Source organism: Pseudomonas sp. CFBP 5748 (assembly GCF_053850495.1).
The window spans coordinates 445674-465321 of the sequence record NZ_JBSPTN010000005.1 but is presented as its reverse complement, the minus strand read 5'-3'; the positions used below and the strand labels follow the sequence as shown (position 1 = coordinate 465321).

General features: G+C 61.4%; 15 protein-coding genes and 1 pseudogene. 2 read left to right on the top strand and 14 right to left on the bottom strand.

Translation table 11 applies throughout. From position 1 onward, the window contains the following. Nucleotides 1–16: 16 nt before the first annotated feature. From nuoN to ACWNZ1_RS14625, 13 genes are all read right to left on the bottom strand, one after another. Nucleotides 17–1480 (bottom strand): NADH-quinone oxidoreductase subunit NuoN, encoded by a 1464-nt coding sequence (gene nuoN, locus ACWNZ1_RS14685; protein WP_025212979.1) that lies wholly within the window; start codon nt 1478–1480, stop codon nt 17–19. 7 nt (nt 1481–1487) lie between these two features. After that, complete coding sequence (gene nuoM, locus ACWNZ1_RS14680) at nt 1488–3020, bottom strand: NADH-quinone oxidoreductase subunit M (protein WP_135846095.1); 1533 nt, start codon at nt 3018–3020, stop codon at nt 1488–1490. A gap of 39 nt (nt 3021–3059) precedes the next feature. Further along, nucleotides 3060–4913 carry an NADH-quinone oxidoreductase subunit L gene (gene nuoL, locus ACWNZ1_RS14675; RefSeq protein WP_135846094.1) on the bottom strand — a complete coding sequence of 618 codons (1854 nt, stop codon included), beginning with the start codon at nt 4911–4913 and terminating at the stop codon, nt 3060–3062. Continuing rightward, nucleotides 4910–5218, bottom strand: coding sequence for an NADH-quinone oxidoreductase subunit NuoK (gene nuoK, locus ACWNZ1_RS14670; protein WP_003180046.1), 309 nt, complete (start codon nt 5216–5218; stop codon nt 4910–4912). The genes nuoL and nuoK overlap by 4 nt, the downstream gene beginning before the upstream one ends. A 4-nt stretch (nt 5219–5222) precedes the next feature. After that, nucleotides 5223–5723 (bottom strand): NADH-quinone oxidoreductase subunit J, encoded by a 501-nt coding sequence (nuoJ, locus tag ACWNZ1_RS14665; RefSeq protein WP_135846093.1) that lies wholly within the window; start codon nt 5721–5723, stop codon nt 5223–5225. Nucleotides 5724–5732: 9 nt separating this feature from the next. Then, nucleotides 5733–6281 (bottom strand): NADH-quinone oxidoreductase subunit NuoI, encoded by a 549-nt coding sequence (nuoI, locus tag ACWNZ1_RS14660; protein ID WP_003180051.1) that lies wholly within the window; start codon nt 6279–6281, stop codon nt 5733–5735. Between the two features lie 11 nt (nt 6282–6292). Continuing rightward, nucleotides 6293–7300, bottom strand: coding sequence for an NADH-quinone oxidoreductase subunit NuoH (gene nuoH / locus ACWNZ1_RS14655; protein ID WP_025212983.1), 1008 nt, complete (start codon nt 7298–7300; stop codon nt 6293–6295). Further along, nucleotides 7297–10011, bottom strand: coding sequence for an NADH-quinone oxidoreductase subunit NuoG (gene nuoG, locus ACWNZ1_RS14650; protein WP_456027722.1), 2715 nt, complete (start codon nt 10009–10011; stop codon nt 7297–7299). The genes nuoH and nuoG overlap by 4 nt, the downstream gene beginning before the upstream one ends. Nucleotides 10012–10153: 142 nt before the next feature. Then, complete coding sequence (gene nuoF / locus ACWNZ1_RS14645) at nt 10154–11512, bottom strand: NADH-quinone oxidoreductase subunit NuoF (RefSeq protein WP_135846091.1); 1359 nt, start codon at nt 11510–11512, stop codon at nt 10154–10156. Then, on the bottom strand, nt 11509–12006 hold the full coding sequence (gene nuoE / locus ACWNZ1_RS14640; protein ID WP_018609201.1) for an NADH-quinone oxidoreductase subunit NuoE: 498 nt from the start codon (nt 12004–12006) through the stop codon (nt 11509–11511). The genes nuoF and nuoE overlap by 4 nt, the downstream gene beginning before the upstream one ends. 2 nt (nt 12007–12008) lie before the next feature. Beyond that, nucleotides 12009–13793 (bottom strand): NADH-quinone oxidoreductase subunit C/D, encoded by a 1785-nt coding sequence (nuoC, locus tag ACWNZ1_RS14635; protein WP_135846090.1) that lies wholly within the window; start codon nt 13791–13793, stop codon nt 12009–12011. A 72-nt stretch (nt 13794–13865) separates the two neighbouring features. Further along, nucleotides 13866–14540: a NuoB/complex I 20 kDa subunit family protein gene (locus tag ACWNZ1_RS14630; RefSeq protein ID WP_003180065.1), complete on the bottom strand. Its 675-nt coding sequence runs from the start codon at nt 14538–14540 to the stop codon at nt 13866–13868. A gap of 10 nt (nt 14541–14550) precedes the next feature. Then, the gene (locus tag ACWNZ1_RS14625) at nt 14551–14964 is read right to left on the bottom strand and encodes an NADH-quinone oxidoreductase subunit A (RefSeq protein ID WP_003203367.1); all 414 of its coding nucleotides are present in this window, start codon (nt 14962–14964) and stop codon (nt 14551–14553) included. Between the two features lie 794 nt (nt 14965–15758). On the opposite strand from ACWNZ1_RS14625, the pseudogene ACWNZ1_RS14620 reads away from it, so the two are divergent. After that, nucleotides 15759–16856, top strand: a pseudogene (locus ACWNZ1_RS14620) (methyl-accepting chemotaxis protein); the annotation flags it as partial. After that, complete coding sequence (locus tag ACWNZ1_RS14615; protein ID WP_406822767.1) at nt 16842–17759, top strand: methyl-accepting chemotaxis protein; 918 nt, start codon at nt 16842–16844, stop codon at nt 17757–17759. The pseudogene ACWNZ1_RS14620 and the gene ACWNZ1_RS14615, both read left to right, overlap by 15 nt. 191 nt (nt 17760–17950) lie before the next feature. Here ACWNZ1_RS14615 and aceA read toward each other — a convergent pair whose 3' ends face one another. Further along, nucleotides 17951–19276, bottom strand: a complete 1326-nt coding sequence (aceA, locus tag ACWNZ1_RS14610; protein WP_135846088.1) for an isocitrate lyase — start codon at nt 19274–19276, stop codon at nt 17951–17953. Between the last annotated feature and the right edge of the window lie 372 nt (nt 19277–19648).

Genomic DNA, 19648 nt, shown 5'->3' with positions numbered 1-19648 from the left:
TACAGCGTTCAGGCGATCAGCCTGTCAGGCCTGCCTGCTGAACCAGGGTCAGCAACGGCTGTGGGTACACACCGAGGAAGAACGCCAACACGGCGATGGCCAGCAGCATCACGCCGCCTGCCTTTTGTTCCCAGTGCAACTCGGCATCGTGGCGACGCAGGTTCGGTTCCATCAGGTACAGGGTGACCATGACGCGCAGGTAGTAGAACACGCCGATGGCACTGCCCAGCACCAGGGAGCCGACCAGCCACCATTGGTGGGCCTCGACGCCGGTGGCGATGATGTAGAACTTGCCGATGAAGCCGGCGGTCAGCGGGATGCCGGCCAGGGACAGCATCATCACGGTCAGCACGGCGGTCAGGTACGGACGGCGCCAGAACAGGCCGCGGTACTCGTACAGGGCGTCGGCGTCGCGGCCGTTGTATGGCGAGGACATCAGGGTGATCACGCCGAACGCGCCGAGGCTGGTGATCACGTAGGTGACCAGGTACACGCCGATGGCTTCCACGGCCAGGCCCTTGCTGGCGATCAGGGCGATCAGCAGGTAACCGAAGTGGGCGATGGACGAGTAACCCAGCAGACGCTTGAGGTTGCTTTGGGTCAGCGCCAGCAGGTTACCGAACAGGATCGACGCGATGGCGATGATGGTCAGTACGTTGCTCAGCACACCGCTGCTGGCCACGGGCGAGATCTGGAACAGACGCACCATCACCGCGAACACCGCCACTTTCGACGCGGTGGCCAGGAACGCCGCCACTGGCGCCGGGGCGCCTTCGTAGACGTCCGGGGTCCAGAGGTGGAAGGGCACCAGCGACAGCTTGAACGCCAGGCCGATCAGCATCATGCCCAGGCCCAGTTGTGCGATCGGGCTAGGCAGGCCGGTGGCCGCCAGCGCCTGGCCGATGCCGACGAAGCTCAGGGTGCCGGCTTCGGCGTACAGCAGCGCCATGCCGAACAACAGGAACGCCGAACCGGCCGCCGACAGCACCATGTACTTGATGCCGGCTTCCAGGGAGCGCTTGTTGAAGAAGGCGTAGGCCACCAGGCCGTAGACCGGTACCGACAGCAGTTCCAGGCCAATGAACAAGCTGGCCAGGTGCTGCGCGCTGACCAGGACCAGGCCACCGGCGGCGGCCATCAGGATCAGCAGGTACAGTTCTTCGCGGTTACCCGGGTAACCCGAACCACCATCGCCGAGGTAAGCGTGGGCGAGGGTGACACAGGCCAGGGTGGCGACCAGGATCAGCGCCATATAGAGGCAGGCGAAGCTGTCGATCTGCAACAGCGGCGTAACTGCCAGTGGCGCGACTTTCAGGGCCGGCAAGATCGACAGCAGGGCCAGGTTCAGCCCCGCCACCGACAGCAGGAAGGTCTGTGAGTGATTGCGCCGCCAGGCGATCGCCAGCATCACCACGATGATCGTGGCGCTGGTGATCAACAGCGGCGCAAGCGCGATAAAGTGTTGAATCGTGAATTCCATAGCGCTCTTACCGGGCCGAAGCGAGTTGAGAGAAGGCGGTGCCGAGCCACTGCTGCACGCCATGCATCGTGGCGGCAGAGGTGTCGAGGAACGGTTGCGGGGAAACGCCGAGGTAAACCAGCAGCACCGCAAGGCCGAGCACCATGATCAGTTCGCGACCGTCCATGCCGCGCAGCGCTTCGTCCGACTTGGACGGGCCGAAGTAGGCGCGGTGGATCATGATCAGCGAGTAGACCGAACCGAACACCAGGCCGGAGGTGGCAATGGCGGTGATCCACGGTGCGCTGACGAACGAGCCGATCAGGATCAGGAACTCGCCGACAAAGTTGCCGGTGCCCGGCAGGCCCAGGGAGGCGGCCGCGAAGAACAGGCTGATGGCCGGCAGGTAAGCGATGCGTGACCACAGGCCACCCATCTCACGCATGTCCCGGGTGTGCAGGCGTTCGTACAACTGGCCGCTGAGAATAAACAGCGCCGCCGCCGACAGACCGTGAGCGAGCATCTGGATCACCGCGCCTTGCAGGGCGAGCTGGCTGCCGGAGTAGATCCCGATCAGCACGAAGCCCATGTGCGAAACGCTGGAGAAGGCAATCAGGCGCTTGATGTCGGTCTGGGCGAATGCCAGGAACGCACCGTAGAAAATCCCGATCAGGCCCAGGGTCATGGCGATTGGCGCGAACTCGGCCGAGGCATTGGGGAACAGCGGCAGGGCAAAGCGCAGCAGGCCATAGGCCGCCGTCTTCAGCAAGATACCCGCCAGGTCCACGGAACCTGCGGTCGGCGCCTGGGCGTGGGCATCTGGCAGCCAGGAGTGGAACGGCACCACCGGCAGCTTCACCGCGAAGGCGATGAAGAAGCCCAGCATCAGCACGTACTCGGTGGTCTTGGACATTTGCACTTTCAACAGGTCGGCGTAGTTGAAGGTAATCACGCCGGTGTTGTTGAAGTTGACCAGTACCAGACCCAGGATCGCCACCAACATGATCAGGCCGGAAGCCTGGGTGAAGATGAAGAACTTGGTCGCCGCGTAGATCCGGGTTTTCTTGCCGTCCGAAGAACTGTGACCCCAGAGCGCGATGAGGAAGTACATCGGCACCAGCATCATTTCCCAGAAGAAGAAGAACATGAACAGGTCCAGCGCGAGGAACACGCCGATGACACCGCCCAGGATCCACATCAGGTTCAGGTGGAAGAAGCCGACGTGACGCTGGATCTCTTTCCAGGAGCACAGGACCGAGAGGATACCCAGCAGGCCGGTCAGCAGGATCATCAGCAGCGACAGGCCGTCGAGGGCCAGGTGCACGCTGATGCCGAAGCGCGCGATCCAGACGTGCTTGAATTCAAGCGCCCAGGTCGGATCGGCGCCAGGGGCCGGAGCGAATGAATAGTCGCCGGTCGCCCACAGCCAGAGGCCGAGCGCGAGTTCCAGGGACATGGTCAGCAGCGCAATCCAGCGCGGGAGCGTGGAGCTGGAGCGCTCCGCGATCCAGCACAGCAGGCCGCCGATGAAGGGGATCAGGATTAGCCAGGGCAGAATCATGACGGGCTCGTTTCCTTTCGCAAGTTCGCAAGGTTCATATCAGACCGCTACCAGCACGATGGCGCCGATAACCAGCACGGCGCCAGCCGCCATGGAAGCCGCATACCAACGCAGTTGACCGGTCTCGGTACGGCTCAGGGCCGTGTGGCCGCCCTTGGCCATGCGCGGGATCAGGCCAATGGTCTGGTCGAGCGGGTCTTTGCGCAGAATGTGGCTGATCGCAAGGTATGGCTTGACGAACAGTTTGTCGTAGATCCAATCGAAGCCCCAGGCGGCGAACCACCAGGCCGAAAGGAAACGCCCGATGCCGCTGTTGGCGATCGCCGTGACGAAACGACGCTTGCCCAGGAACAGCAGGGCAGCCAGCAGGATCCCCGCCAGGGCGATGGCGCCCGAGGCGATTTCCAGGCTGTGCTTGGCTTCGCCGCCGGCATGGCCGACGCTTTGCGGCAGCACATCGGCCAGCGGTGGGGTGATCATGGCGCCGACGAAGGTCGACAGCACGATCAGCACCGACAGTGGCAGCCAGTGGGCAATGCCGTGGCCTGCGTGGGCTTCGGTCTTGGCTTCACCGTGGAACGCGATGAAGATCAGGCGGAAGGTGTACAGCGAGGTCATGAACGCACCCACCAGGCCGGCATACAGCAGGCCTTGGTTACCGCTGGCGAACGCTTCCCAGAGGATTTCGTCCTTGGAGTAGAAACCGGCAGTGACCAGTGGCAGGGCCGCCAGGGCCGCGCCGCCGACGATGAAGCTGGTGTAGGCCAGCGGCAGTTTCTTCCACAGGCCGCCCATCTTGAAGATGTTCTGCTCGTGGTGGCAGGCAACGATCACCGCACCGGAGGCAAGGAACAGCAGGGCCTTGAAGAAGGCGTGGGTCATCAAGTGGAAGATCGCGCCTTCCCAGGCACCGACGCCCAGGGCCAGGAACATGTAGCCGATCTGGCTCATGGTCGAGTAGGCGAGGATGCGCTTGATGTCGGTCTGTACCAGAGCGGCAAAACCGGCCAGGACCAGGGTCACGCCGCCGACGATGCCGACCAGGTGCAGGATGTCCGGCGCCAGGGCGAACAGGCCGTGGGTACGGGCGATCAGGTAGACACCGGCGGTCACCATGGTCGCGGCGTGGATCAGTGCCGAGACCGGGGTAGGACCGGCCATCGCGTCCGCCAGCCAGGTTTGCAGCGGCAGTTGCGCGGATTTACCAACAGCGCCACCGAGCAGCATCAGGGTCGCCAGGACGATCCAGAAGTCACCGACCTTGAAGTGTTCCGGTGCCTTGACCAACAGTTCCTGGATGTTCAGCGTACCCAGTTGCTGGAACAGGATGAACAGGCCGATGGCCATGAACACGTCGCCGATCCGGGTCACGATGAACGCCTTGAGTGCGGCGTTACCGTTGTTGCGGTTGCTGTAGTAGAAACCGATCAACAGGTACGAGCACAGGCCCACGCCTTCCCAGCCGAAGTACAGGAACAACAGGTTATCGCCGAGCACCAGGAACAGCATGCTGGCGATGAACAGGTTGGTGTAGGCGAAGAAGCGCGAGTAACCGGCTTCGCCGCGCATGTACCAGGAGGCGAACAGGTGGATCAGGAAACCCACGCCGACCACCACGCCGAGCATGGTGATGGACAGGCCGTCCAGGTACAGGGCGAAGTTCGGCGTGAAACCTTCCACCGCCATCCATTGCCACAGCACCTGCACGTACGCGCCACCTTCGGGCGGAGCGACGTTGAATTGCCAGATCACGTAGGCCGCGACGATGGCAGACAGGCCAATGGACCCCACGCCGACCAGCGCCGAAAGGTTTTCCGACCAGCGTCCACGGGAGAACGACAGCAGCAGAAAACCGATGAGGGGAAATACGAAAGTCAGAAAGATCAGGTTCATCCGCGCATCTCGCTGGCAGCGTCAATATCGAGAGTGTGGAAGCGGCGGTACAGCTGCAACAGAATCGCCAGGCCGATACTGGCCTCGGCGGCTGCCAGGCTGATCACCAGGATGAACATGATCTGTCCATCCGGCTGGGCCCAGCGAGCGCCCGCGACGATGAAGGCCAGGGCGGAGGCATTCATCATGACCTCCAGGCTCATCAGCACGAACAGAATGTTACGGCGGACCATCAGGCCGACCAGACCGAGACAGAACAGGATGCCGGCAACCGCCAGACCATGCTCGAGAGGGATAGCAGGCATGTGATTACTCCTTCGCCTCGTTACGGCCCAAATGGAACGCCGTGATGGCTGCGGCAAGCAGCAGCATCGAGGCGAGTTCGACCACCAGCAGGTACGGACCGAACAGGCTGATGCCCACGGCCTTGGCGCCCACGGTGGTGTGGCCGATGGCCTGGCCGCTCTGGTGAGCGAACAGCACATACAGCAGTTCACCCAGCAGCAGGGCGGCGAGAATCACCGGTCCTGCCCAGATGCCGGGCTTGAGCCAGGAGCGTTCCTGCTGGACCGAGGCCGGGCCCAGGTTCAGCATCATCACCACGAACACGAACAGCACCATGATGGCGCCGGCGTAGGCGATCACTTCCAAGGCACCGGCGAACGGTGCGCCGAGGCTGAAGAAGGTCATGGCCACGGCAATCAGCGAAATGATCAGGTAGAGCAGGGCGTGCACAGGGTTGGTGTTGGTGACCACTCGAAGCGTGGACACCACCGCGATACCCGATGCGAAATAGAAAGCGAATTCCATCTTTCTTCCTTAAGGCAGCAAGCTCTTCACGTTGATCGGTTCGGCTTCATTCTGCGCGGCGCCTTTTGGCTTACCGGCAATGGCCATACCTGCAACACGATAGAAGTTGTAATCAGGGTTTTTACCGGGACCGGAAATCAGCAGATCTTCTTTCTCGTACACCAGGTCCTGACGTTTGAACTCGGCCATTTCGAAATCCGGCGTGAGCTGGATCGCGGTGGTCGGGCACGCTTCTTCGCAGAGGCCGCAGAAAATGCAGCGCGAGAAGTTGATGCGGAAGAAGTCCGGGTACCAGCGACCGTCTTCGGTTTCAGCTTTCTGCAGCGAGATGCAGCCCACCGGGCACGCCACGGCGCACAGGTTGCAGGCTACGCAGCGCTCTTCGCCGTCGGGGTCGCGGGTCAGGACGATGCGACCGCGGTAGCGCGGCGCCAGGTAGACCGGCTCTTCCGGGTATTGCAGGGTGTCGCGCTTGCGAAAGCCATGGCCGAAGATCATGACCAGGCTTCGCAGTTGGGTACCGGTACCCTTAACGATGTCGCCAATATATTTGAACATGGGTCAAATCCTCACTGAACCGCGGCCGCAGGCGCGTTCATCAAAACGATCGCAGCGGTCACCAGCATGTTGATCAGGGTCAGCGGCAGGCAGAATTTCCAGCTGAAGTCCATCACCTGGTCGTAGCGTGGGCGCGGGATCGAGGCGCGCAGCAGGACGAACAGCATGATGAAGAACGCGGTCTTCAGGGCGAACCAGACGAAGGACAGTTGCGGCAGGATGCCGAACGGACCGTGCCAGCCACCGAAGAACAACGTCACCAGCAGCGCCGAGATCAGGATGATGCCGATGTACTCACCGACGAAGAACATGCCCCATTTCATGCCGGCATATTCAATGTGGTAACCGTCGGCCAGTTCCTGTTCCGCTTCCGGCTGGTCGAAGGGGTGACGGTGAGTCACGGCCACGCCCGCGATGAAGAAGGTACAGAAACCGAAGAACTGCGGAATGATGAACCACAGGTTCTGGGCCTGGTACTCGACGATGTCGCGCATGTTGAACGAACCGGCCTGGATCACGATGCCCATGAGCGCCAGGCCCATGAACACTTCGTAGGACACGGTCTGGGCCGAGGCCCGCAGGCTGCCCAGCAGGGCGAACTTGTTGTTGCTCGACCAACCGGCGAACAGCACCGCATACACCGACAGGCCGGCCATGGCGAAGAAGAACAGCAGGCCGATGTTCAGGTCCGCCACGCCCCAGGTCGGGGTGATCGGGATGATCGCGAAGGCGATCAGCAAGGCGCTCATGGCCACGACCGGTGCCAGGGTGAAGATCACCTTGTCGGCAAACGGTGGTGTCCAGTCTTCCTTGAAGAACATCTTGATCATGTCGGCGGCGATCTGGAACATGCCGAACGGGCCAACGCGGTTCGGACCGTAGCGGTCCTGCCACCAACCCAGCAAGCGACGTTCGACAAAGCTCAGCAAGGCGCCGCAGACCACCACGGCCAGCAGGATCACGATGGCCTTGAGGACCGTCAGGATCACAGCGATCACTTCAGGGGTGAACCAGCTCATTGCGCTGCCTCCTGCAGACCGTCGACGGTTTTGCCGAATATCGCCGGTGGAATGCCCGCCAGGCCAGCCGGCAGGGCCACCAGGCCGGCGCCCAGTTCTTCATTGATGCGCAGCGGCAGACGCAGGGTCTGGCCGGCCACGTTCAGGCTCAGCAGGGCACCGTCGTTGACGCCCAGGCGATCGGCTTCGGACTTGGCCAGCGACACGTAGGCGGCGGGGATGCGTTCCTGCACCGGCGCGGCCTTGGAAGAGTTCTCTTCGCTGCCGAACAGGTGATGGAACGGCACGACCTGCCAAGTACCCGGTGCCGGGTTGAAGGCGCGTGGCACGCTGGCGAACCAGCTCAGGCCATCGCCCTGGCTTTCGATCAGGCGGGTGCCTGGGTCACCGGCACGCAGGTGACCGCCGACTTCGTCCTGGAACTTGTTCCAGGCCTGCGGCGAGTTCCAGCCCGGCGACCAGGCGAACGGCACTTGCGAGCGCGGTTCGGCGGAGCCCGAGTAACCTTCCATGGAGAAGGCGAACGCGGTGTCCTTGTCTTGCGGGGTGCGCGGTTCGTGAACGCTGATGTTGGCGCGCATGGCCGTGCGGCCGGAATAACGCAGCGGTTCACGGGCCAGTTTCAGCCCCTTGATGCGGAACGCGGCGGACGGCGCGGCGTCGACGATGGCGGCCAGTTGCTGGCTGCTCGAAGCGACGGCTGCGGTGACGTGGTCCAGTTGCGTCCAGTCGATCGGTTGGTCCAGCAGAGTGGCGCGCAGGGCATGCAGCCAGCGCCAGCCTTCGTGGACCAGGATGCCAGCGTCCAGGTATTGCGGGTCGAACACCTGGAAGAAGCGCTGGGCGCGGCCTTCCTGGCTGACCAGCGTACCGTCGCCTTCGGCGAAGCTCGCCGCCGGCAGCACCAGGTGGGCGCGGTCGGTGGTGGCGGTTTTCTGGTGGTCGGCAACGATCAGCACTTTCGCGGCGCTCAAGGCGGCGTCCACCCGGGCCTTGTCGGTGCGGGTGTAGAGGTCGTTTTCCAGCACCACGATGGCGTCGGCGCTGCCGTCGATCACCGCTTGCAGGGCCGCGTCCAGCGACTCGCCACCGAGCATGGCCAGGCCGAGGCTGTTGGCTTCCGGCACGATCAGGCTGATGGAACCGTTCTTCTCCCGCAGCTTCAAGGCCTTGGCGATGTTGGCGGCGGCTTCGATCAATGCCTTGGAACCCAGGGAGGTGCCGGCGATGATCAATGGGCGCTTGGCTGCCAACAGGGCGTCGGCGATGCGCTGGGCCAATGCGGCCGCTTCGCTGTCCAGGCCTTCGACGGACGGGGCGCTGGCGTCCAGGGCGTGGGCCACGGCGAAACCGATGCGCGCCAGGTCGTCGGGAGCGGCGTGGACGCATTCTTCGGCCACGTCGTCGAGCTTGGTTTCAGCGAGGCTGGCGATGAACAACGGGTTCAGCGCGTGCTGGCCGATGTTCTTCACGGCGGCGTCGAGCCATGGCTGCACGCGCATGGCGTCGGCCATGTCTTCGGCCTTGCCCTTGACCGACTGGCGCAGGGCCAGGGCCATGCGCGCGGCGGTCTGGGTCAGGTCTTCGCCAAGCACGAACACCGCGTCGTGGTCTTCGATGTCACGCATCGTCGGCACCGGCAGTGGGCTGTCCTTGAGCACTTGCAGCACCAGGCGGATGCGTTCCAGCTCGCCGGCTTCGATGCCACTGTAGAAGTGCTCGGCGCCGACCAGTTCACGCAGCGCGTAGTTGCTTTCCAGGCTGGCCCGTGGCGAACCGATGCCGACGATGTTGCGACCGCGCAGCAGTTCGGCGGCCTTGTCCAGCGCTTCGTCCAGGCTCAGCTTGGCGCCGCCCGCCAGCTGTGGCTGGCGCGGACGATCGGTGCGGTTGACGTAGCCATAGCCGAAACGGCCACGGTCACACAGGAAGTACTGGTTCACCGAGCCGTTGAAGCGGTTCTCGATGCGACGCAGTTCACCGTAGCGCTCGCCCGGGGAAATGTTGCAACCGCTGGAGCAGCCATGGCAGATGCTCGGCGAGAACTGCATGTCCCACTTGCGGTTGTAGCGCTCGGAGTGAGTCTTGTCGGTGAACACACCGGTCGGGCAGACCTCGGTGAGGTTGCCGGAGAACTCGCTTTCCAGGGTGCCGTCTTCAACGCGACCGAAGTACACGTTGTCGTGGGCACCGAACACGCCCAGGTCGGTGCCGCCGGCGTAGTCCTTGTAGAAACGCACGCAGCGGTAGCAGGCGATGCAGCGGTTCATCTCGTGGGAGATGAACGGGCCCAGTTGCTGGTTCTGGTGGGTGCGCTTGGTGAAGCGATAACGGCGCTCGTTGTGGCCGGTCATCACCGTCATGTCTTGCAGGTGGCAGTGACCGCCTTCCTCACAGACCGGGCAGTCGTGAGGGTGGTTGGTCATCAGCCATTCGACGACGCTGGCGCGAAACACTTTCGCTTCTTCGTCGTCGATGGAGATCCAGCTGCCGTCGGTGGCGGGGGTCATGCAGGACATGACGATCCGACCACGCTTGTCGTTTTCGTCGGTGTACTGCTTGACCGCGCACTGGCGACAGGCGCCAACGCTGCCAAGGGCGGGGTGCCAGCAGAAATAAGGAATGTCGAGGCCCAGCGACAGACATGCCTGTAACAGGTTGTCTGCGCCATCGACTTCGAGCTCTTTGCCGTCTACGTGGATAGTGGCCATGGTTCAAAGTTCTTCGTTGGCCCGGTGTCAGCGGGCGTGGCTAATGGAATCTTGTTATTCGTCCGAATCCAAACAGCCTTGGTGAAAAGGCGTCATCGAACGAAAGGCGAAGGGCACGGACCCTTCGCCTTTTTAAGCGTCGTTACGCGCCGACCATGGTCGGCGTGACCACCTGATTGAGATCTGCGGCGCGCGTTGGCGCGATGCCGGCCTCGAATTCAGGGCGGAAGTATTTGATCGCGCTGCCCAACGGCTCCACGGCACCCGGTGCGTGAGCACAGAAGGTCTTGCCTGGGCCGAGGAAACCCACCAGACCCAGCAGGGTCTCGATGTCGCCGGCCTGGCCTTCGCCGTTTTCAATGGCTCGCAGCAGCTTGACGCTCCACGGCAGGCCATCGCGGCAAGGGGTGCAGAAACCGCACGACTCACGGGAGAAGAACTCTTCCATGTTGCGCAGCAGGGACACCATGTTGACGCTGTCGTCCACCGCCATGGCCAGGCCGGTACCCATGCGGGTGCCCACCTTGGCGATGCCGCCGGCGTACATTTGTGCGTCCAGGTGCTCCGGCAGCAGGAAGCCGGTGCCGGCGCCGCCGGGCTGCCAGCATTTGAGTTTGTAACCGTCGCGCATGCCGCCGGCGTAGTCTTCGAACAGCTCGCGGCCAGTGACGCCAAACGGCAGTTCCCAAAGGCCAGGGTTCTTGACCTTGCCGGAGAAGCCCATGAGCTTGGTGCCCATGTCTTCGCTGCCGTCGCGGGCCAGGGATTTGTACCAGTCCACGCCGTCGGCGATGATCGCCGGCACGTTGCACAGGGTCTCGACGTTGTTCACACAGGTCGGCTTGCCCCACACGCCGACGGCGGCAGGGAAGGGCGGCTTGGAGCGCGGGTTGGCGCGGCGGCCTTCCAGGGAGTTGATCAGCGCGGTTTCTTCACCGCAGATGTAACGCCCGGCACCGGTGTGGACGAACAACTCGAAATCAAAACCTGAGCCCAGGATGTTCTTGCCCAGCAGGCCGGCGGCCTTGGCTTCTTCCACGGCACGGTTCAGGTGCTTGGCGGCGGTGGTGTATTCGCCACGCAGGAAGATATAGCCGCGGTAGGTCTTCAGCGCGCGGGCGCTGATCAGCATGCCTTCGATCAGCAGATGGGGCAGTTGCTCCATCAGCATGCGGTCTTTCCAGGTGTTGGGTTCCATTTCATCCGCGTTGCACAGCAAGTAGCGGATGTTGATGGACTCATCCTTGGGCATCAGGCCCCACTTCACGCCGGTGGGGAAGCCCGCACCGCCGCGACCCTTGAGGCCGGAGTCTTTCACGGTCTGGACGATGTCGTCCTGGGCCATGTCGGTGAAGGCCTTGCGTGCAGCGGCGTAGCCGTTCTTGGCCTGGTATTCGTCCAGCCACACCGCTTCGCCGTCGTCACGCAGACGCCAGGTCAGGGGATGGGTTTCGGCCGAACGCTGGATGCGGTTGGCGGGCCCGAAGGAAGTCAGGGTCATACGTAGCCCTCCAGCAGTTTGGCGACGCCGTCAGGCTGGACGTCACCGAAGGTGTCGTCGTCGATCATCAGCGCCGGTGCCTTGTCGCAGTTGCCCAGGCAGCACACCGGCAGCAGGGTGAAGCGACCGTCGGCGGTGGTCTGGCCCAGGCCGATACCCAGCTTGCCCTGGATCTCGCTGACCACGGACTCGTGGCCACCGATGTAGCAGACCATGCTGTCGCAGACGCGAATGATGTGACGGCCCACTGGCTGGCGGAAGATCTGGCTATAGAAAGTGGCCACGCCTTCGACGTCGCTGGCCGGGATGCCGAGGATTTCGCCGATGGCGTAGAGCGCGCCATCGGGCACCCAGCCACGTTCCTTCTGGACGATCTTCAGGGCTTCGATCGACGCCGCGCGCGGGTCTTCGTAGTGATGCAGCTCGTGCTCGATGGCCGAGCGCTCGGTTTCGCTCAGGGCGAAACGGTCTGTCTGGATAAGCGTGCTGTTCATGCTTAGCGGTCCACGTCGGCCATAACGAAATCGATACTACCCAGGTACGCAATCATGTCCGCGACCATGCTGCCTTTGATCACCGAAGGGATCTGCTGCAGGTGTGGGAAGCTTGGGGTGCGAATCCGGGTGCGGTAGCTCATGGTGCCGCCGTCGCTCGTCAGGTAATAACTGTTGATGCCCTTGGTCGCTTCGATCATCTGGAAGGATTCGTTGGCCGGCATGACCGGGCCCCACGAAACCTGCAGGAAGTGCGTGATCAGGGTCTCGATGTGTTGCAGCGTGCGCTCTTTGGGCGGCGGCGTGGTCAGCGGGTGATCCGCCTTGTACGGGCCTTCCGGCATGTTGCGCATGCACTGGTCGATGATCTTGATGCTCTGGCGCATTTCCTCGACGCGAACCATGCAGCGGTCGTAGGCGTCACCGTTGGCGGCCAGCGGGACTTCGAATTCGAAGTTTTCATAGCCGGAGTAAGGGCGTGCCTTGCGCAGGTCGAAGTCGCAACCGGTGGAACGCAGGCCGGCACCGGTGACGCCCCATTCCAGGGCCTCTTTGGTGTTGTAGGCGGCGACCCCGATGGTACGACCCTTGAGGATGCTGTTCTGCAGGGCGGCCTTGGTGTATTCGTCCAGGCGCTTGGGCATCCACTCGACGAAGTCCTTGACCAGCTTTTCCCAGCCCCGCGGCAGGTCGTGGGCAACCCCACCAATGCGGTACCAGGCCGGGTGCAGGCGGAAACCGGTGATGGCTTCGATCACCGTGTAGGCCTTCTGGCGATCGGTGAAGGTGAAGAACACCGGCGTCATGGCGCCCACGTCCTGGATGTAGGTGCCCAGGAACAGCAGGTGGCTGGTGATCCGGAAGAATTCGGCCATCATGATGCGGATGACGTCGACCTTTTCCGGCACCTTGATCCCGGCCAGTTTCTCGACCGAAAGCACGTACGGCAGGTTGTTCATCACCCCACCGAGGTAATCGATGCGGTCGGTATAGGGAATGTAGCTGTGCCAGGACTGGCGCTCGCCCATTTTCTCGGCGCCACGGTGGTGGTAACCGATGTCCGGCACGCAGTCGACGATCTCTTCACCGTCCAGCTGCAGGATGATGCGGAAGGCACCGTGGGCCGAAGGGTGGTTCGGGCCGAGGTTGAGGAACATGTAGTCCTCGTTCGCCCCGGAGCGCTTCATGCCCCAGTCTTCGGGCTTGAAGCGCGCGGCTTCTTCTTCGAGCTGCTGCTTGGCCAGGGACAGGCTGAACGGGTCGAACTCGGTGGCGCGGGCCGGGAAGTCCTTGCGCAGCGGGTGACCTTCCCAGGTCGGCGGCATCATGATGCGGGTCAGGTGCGGGTGGCCGGGGAAATCGATCCCGAACATGTCCCACACTTCGCGTTCGTACCAGTTGGCGTTCGGCCAGATACCGGTCACGGTGGGCACGCTGAGGTCGCTCTCGGACAAGGCGACCTTGATCATGACGTCACTATTACGTTCGATCGACAGCAGGTGATAGAACACGGTGAAATCGACACCGTCGGGCAGCCCTTGACGCTTGGTGCGCAGGCGCTCGTCCACGCCGTGCAGGTCATAGAGCATGACGTACGGCTTGGGCAGGTTGCGCAGGAAAGTCAGGACTTCGACGAGTTTGGCCCGGGCAACCCACAGCACCGGCATGCCGGTACGGGTCGGCTGGGCGGTGAACGCCTCGGGGCCAAAACGGTTGTTCAGTTCGACGACCACATCCTGGTCGTCTGCCTTGTAAGGCGGGATGTACAGAGCACTGCCTGTAGTCATGGTTATTTATCGCTTTCGGTCAACGTAAAGAATGAAGCCAGGTTCTCGTTTCTTATGCAGAGCAGAGCTGGATCAGACTTCGTCGGGGCTGCGCAGATTGGTGACTGCGATACGCTGTTCGCGGCGCTGTTCCTTTTGCGATGGCATCTCGGCGCGATAGACGCCTTGATCACCAACGACCCAGGACAGTGGGCGACGCTCCTGGCCAATCGACTCCTGCAACAGCATCAAGCCTTGCAGGAAAGCTTCAGGGCGAGGGGGGCAGCCAGGCACGTAGACGTCCACGGGCAGGAACTTGTCCACCCCTTGAACGACGGAGTAGATGTCATACATGCCACCGGAGTTGGCGCACGAACCCATGGAGATAACCCACTTCGGTTCGAGCATTTGCTCGTAGAGACGCTGGATGATCGGCGCCATCTTGATGAAGCAGGTTCCGGCGATAACCATGAAATCCGCCTGGCGCGGCGATGCCCGGATCACCTCGGCGCCAAAGCGCGCGATGTCGTGGGGCGCCGTGAAGGCGGTGGTCATTTCCACGTAGCAGCACGAAAGGCCGAAGTTGTACGGCCACAGGGAGTTCTTGCGACCCCAGTTGACCGTGCTGTTCAGCACGTCTTCGAGCTTGCCCATGAAGATGTTTTTGTGGACTTGATCTTCTAACGGATCAGCGACGGTTTCCCGCTCGCCAATCGGATACTGCTCGTTAGGAGCATCGGGGTCGATCCTGGTGAGATTGTATTGCATTGCCAAAGCCTCATTGTTTCAGCTTCGCTTGCCGCTTGCGCCGAGCTTCCGGAGCCCAATCAAGCGCCCCCACCCGGTATAGGTAGACAAGACCTGCCAACAGAATTGCTATGAAAACGAGAGCTTCGACGAATCCGGTCCAGCCGCTTTCGCGGACGGACACAGACCATGCAAAGAGAAAGAGGGCTTCGATATCGAAGATCACGAACAGCATCGCGACCAGATAGAATTTGGCTGAGAGCCGCAAGCGGGCGCCACCGGTAGGCAGCATGCCGGACTCGAACGGTTCATTTTTGCTGCGGCCCCAGGCTTTTGACCCAAGCAGGCTCGACACACCGAGCATGAAAGCACACAGGCCAACAACGCCCAGAAGGAAAATGGCAAAGCCCCAGTTGTGGGCCATGAGTCCTGTCGCTTCGGACATGCTGGAAATCCTTAACAGAGAGCAAAGGTCTCTGAGCTTGAATGAAATAACGCAGTGACGATATGTCGCAGCAATCAATCGCGGTGATTTTATGGCTAAACACCGGGCAAGTAAAATTCCTATAGCGAAATTATTTATTGGAATAAGGACATAGCGCACCCCCAGGACCCTGCGGCCCAGGCCCGGTGGGCGTTGGCCGGCTATTCATCAATAATATTTCGTGCGGAATGTAACAATGATAATGACTTCCAAATGATAATTATTATTATCTGTGGCGACCTTTCTACGGTGCTCTTAGTGTGGTGCCTGAGAGGCTGTCTTACATCGCCGCTACTGTAATTGTCAGCGCTGGACGTTTTACTCCTTTTCGGACTGCCCAATACTGCGTTCGATCAATTTTTCTGACAGTGCGCCGAAGTTTGGTGGGGGAGGGTCTCGGTGAGGGGTGGATCTGCAGGGGGAACTGCTCCTGTGGGAGCCAGGCTTGCTCGCGATGCCGACAACGGGGTCCCGAGGCAGACTGCGTCATCGTTCATTGCGGGTAAGCCTGACTCCCACAGATGCAGGCTTGCTCTTACAGAGTAGGTCGCTTCAAAAAAAAAGGATGAAAAAAACCGAGGTCCTCAGATCAATGTCGATCAGTTGAGCCAATGCAGCGCTGTGGCCAGGGGATTTGCGCGTTAAGCGACGCCGCTTTGCGAGCAAAAATCGGCGCGAGGCCGGACTTAAAGCCTTGAAGGATTGATGGCAAATGGCTATCTTTGTGCCTCTTTCATCTAATCATCTATATCAATATGGTTAGATTATTGCCCCCCTTCTTAGACAACCGCGCCAGTTTTCATCACTCGCGGCTGATTACCATAAGGAATGTCATGAACTCTTGGATCGCGAATATGAGCGTCATGCTCAAGCTGGCTTTGGGCTTTGCCGTTGTGCTGCTTCTGACCGCTATCCTGGCCGCGACCGGCTGGTTCAGCCTGGGGAAAATGATCGAGCGTACGGATCGAATGACTAGCATTACCGAACTCGGCAACCGTCTTGATCACCTGCGCAGGGCTCGCTTGCAATACCAGGTGGACAAGGGTGATGAGCAAAAGGGGGCATTGATCCAAGCGTCGCTGGAGCAGTTTGTCGCCCAGCAAAAAAGTCTCGCAAAAGAGCTGAGGAAACCGGACAACCTGAAGAAACTTGCGCTGATCGAGCAGGCCAGCACGCAGTATCAAGTGGCACTGAATACGATGCGCGAGGCTTATCGCAATGACGCAGCCATGCGCAAGGAGATGGGTGTCAATGCGGTCAAGGGCGCCGCGCTGATTGCCAAGGTCATCAATGACGTAGAGGCAATGCCTGCCTCGGATGAGCGCCGTTTCGAGTTGTACAGGATCATCCTCAAGGCCAAAGAGGACGTGGCGCTGGTGCGTTATGAAGTGCGTGGCTATACCGGCAACCCCAACAGCGCCACCGAACAAGCCGCCACCCGCCAGCTCGAAAATGCGCTCAAGGGCATTGAAACCCTCAACAGCGCTTTCGGCCCGACCTATGCCGACACCATCAAGCAGCTGGAAACCGCGCTGATTGCTTACCGCCACTCGGTACAGAATTTCACCGCCAGTAATCAGGCCATTGGCAAGGCCGTGCAGGACACCATCGATTTGGGTGAAACCATCACCCGTCTGACTGACGAGATGTATGCCAGCCAATTGGTCTCCCGTGACGAAGACAGCACCCAGGCGCGCATCCTGCAACTGAGCTGTACTGCCTTGGCGATGTTGTTGGGGATTTTTGCCGCCCTGATCATCACCCGCCAGATTACACGGCCGTTGCAGGACACATTGGCTGTGGTCGATCGCATTGCGGCAGGCGACCTCACGCAACAGATGGTCGTAACCCGGCGTGATGAGCTGGGTGTCTTGCAGCAGGGGATTCAGCGTATGGGCGCTACCTTGCGCGACCTGATCGGTGGCATCCGCGATGGCGTCACCCAAATCGCCAGTGCCGCCGAAGAGTTATCGGCTGTCACCGAGCAGACCAGTGCCGGGGTCAATAGTCAGAAGACCGAGACCGATCAGGTGGCTACCGCCATGCACGAAATGTCGGTCACCGTGCATGAAGTCGCGCGTAATGCCGAACAAGCTCGTGCAGCCGCATCAGAGGCCGATGCACAAGCCCGTATCGGCGACCAAGTGGTCGCCCAAGCCATCGTTCAGATTGAGCGTTTGGCCAGCGAAGTCGGGCGCTCCGCCGAAGCCATGAACCAGTTGGAACAGGAAAGCGGGCGCATCGGCAAGATCATGGATGTGATCAGGGCGGTGGCCGAGCAGACCAACCTGCTGGCCCTTAACGCCGCCATCGAGGCCGCTCGCGCGGGTGACGCCGGGCGCGGTTTTGCTGTGGTCGCCGACGAAGTACGTGGGCTGGCCCAGCGTACCCAGCAATCCACCGAAGAGATTGAAAGCCTGGTGGCGGGCTTGCAGAACGGCACGCGCCAGGTCTCGATCATCATGCAAAGTAGTCGTGAGCTGACCGACAGCAGCGTGGAATTGGCAGGCAAAGCCGGCACATCCCTGGGCAACATCACCCAGGCGGTTTCCGGTATTCAGGCCATGAACCAACAGATTGCCGCCGCCGCGGTGCAACAGAGCTCGGTGGCCGAGGAGATCAGCCGCAGTATCCTGAGCGTGCGCGATGTATCCGAGCAGACCGCCTCAGCCAGCGAGGAAACCGCCGCCTCCAGCATCGAACTGGCGCGCCTGGGTAACCAGTTGCAGCAGTTGGTCAGTCACTTCAAGGTGTGAACAGTGGGGCGTTCTGGCGGCCGTGCTCCACTCACACCAAACCCTGCAACGCCTTGACGATCAACAGTGGGTGAAGGCTGAGGAAAACCGGCGAAAAAAAGCCCCGAACCAGTCGGGGCGTCAGATCGTCGGCTTTGCGGTTAGCTTTTACTCGGTCCGCAAGGGCCGCTTACTCGAGGCAAGCGTGTGAATCAGTGGAACTGTTCTTCTTCGGTGGAGCCGGTCAGTGCAGTCACCGACGAAGTGCCACCCTGGATCACGGTGGTCATGTCGTCGAAGTAGCCAGTGCCCACTTCCTGCTGGTGCGCCACGAAGGTGTAGCCCTTGGCGGCGTCAGCGAACTCTTGCTCTTGCAGTTTCACGTAGGCGGTCATGTCGTTGCGGGCGTAGTCGTGCGCCAGGTTGAACATGCTGTGCCACATGTTGTGAATGCCGGCCAGGGTGATGAACTGGTGCTTGTAGCCCATGGCGGACAGTTCGCGCTGGAACTTGGCGATGGTCGCGTCGTCCAGGTTTTTCTTCCAGTTGAAGGAAGGCGAGCAGTTGTACGACAGCAGTTGGTCCGGGTATTCCTTTTTGATCGCTTCGGCGAAGCGACGAGCTTCGTCCAGGTCCGGCTTGGCGGTTTCGCACCAGATCAGGTCAGCGTACGGCGCGTAGGCCAGGCCGCGAGCGATGGCCTGGTCGAGGCCGGCGCGCACCTTGTAGAAACCTTCCTGGGTGCGGGTACCGGTCACGAACGGCTGGTCGTACGGGTCGCAGTCGGAGGTCAGCAGGTCAGCGGCGTTGGCGTCGGTACGGGCCAGGATGATGGTCGGTACGCCGGCAACGTCGGCGGCCAGGCGGGCAGCGGTCAGCTTCTGCACGGCTTCCTGGGTCGGCACCAATACTTTGCCGCCCATGTGGCCGCATTTCTTTACCGATGCCAGTTGGTCTTCGAAGTGAACGCCGGCGGCGCCTGCTTCGATCATGCTCTTCATCAGTTCGTAGGCGTTCAGGACGCCACCGAAACCGGCTTCGGCGTCAGCCACGATCGGTGCGAAGTAGTCGATGTAGCCTTCGTCGCCCGGGTTCTTGCCGGCTTTCCACTGGATCTGGTCGGCGCGACGGAACGAGTTGTTGATGCGCTTGACCACGGTTGGAACCGAATCCACCGGGTACAGCGATTGGTCAGGGTACATGGACTCGGCGGAGTTGTTGTCCGCAGCCACTTGCCAGCCCGACAGGTAGATCGCCTGGATACCGGCCTTGACTTGCTGCACAGCCTGGCCGCCGGTCAGGGCGCCCATGCAGTTGACGAAATCTTTCTCGGGACGGAAGGCTGGCTTGGCGCCCTGGGTGACCAGGTTCCACAGCTTCTCGGCGCCCATTTTCGCAAAGGTGTGCTCAGGTTGAACCGAGCCACGCAGGCGGACGACGTCAGCAGCGGAGTAATTGCGCGTCACGCCTTTCCAGCGCGGGTTTTCAGCCCAGTCTTTTTCAAGGGCTGCAATTTGCTGTTCGCGTGTCAGTGCCATGGAGATAAACCTCGTCGCATAGGTCTGGGGTGGAAAATTCCTGCTCCTGCCGACCAGGGGTTGGGCAGCCAAGTCGGTTCAAGCGGGGAGGCGACGGGATGAACGATGAGCTCGAGGGGAAAGTGAGCAGGTAGGGGCGAACTGCGGGCGCATTCGGGCGTCGTGGGCCTTTATACGAACTCAGAGTGATGCCGGGTTACCTAGTTACGCTTCCGTCCCTCGGGACAACTTCGTTCCAGTCGCAACCTCGTCAAACACACCTTGTGGGCGGTACAGACACGAATCGGCTCGCAGGGTAGTTGCAAGCGTCGACCCGAAGGCCCTTGCCAGGGCCCCTGATTAGCGGGAGCGAGGCCATCATGCCTTTGGTTT